At 66.0% G+C, this 262-nt stretch carries 1 protein-coding gene; it reads right to left on the reverse strand.

Going from position 1 to position 262, the window contains the following annotated elements; translation table 11 throughout:
- A partial coding sequence (locus SB822_RS58220) for a contractile injection system protein, VgrG/Pvc8 family (protein WP_410859259.1) occupies positions 1–262 on the reverse strand: 262 nt, incomplete at both ends.

Here is a 262-nt window from a genome sequence, read left to right on the forward strand (position 1 = left end):
TAAATGACCTGTCGAGCGATGGCCGCCTCGTGGCGCAACTGCGCTTCCCACCTGGCGCCCGCCTGGTCGAGATGATGCGTGCCGTAGACATACGGCTGGCCATACGTCGTCGGGTCCTGCGGTGCGACATTGGCACTGTCCCGAAAGCGCTCCCACGCGCTCTCAGGGTTGTAGTCGGCGACCATGAACGACTGCGGCACGGTCTCTGTGTGGGTCTTCAGCGTCGTCACCGCCTCCACGCCGCCCGCTTCGAGACCGGCCG

The organism is Paraburkholderia sp. SIMBA_054 (assembly GCF_046534875.1).
Taxonomy (GTDB): domain Bacteria; phylum Pseudomonadota; class Gammaproteobacteria; order Burkholderiales; family Burkholderiaceae; genus Paraburkholderia; species Paraburkholderia hospita.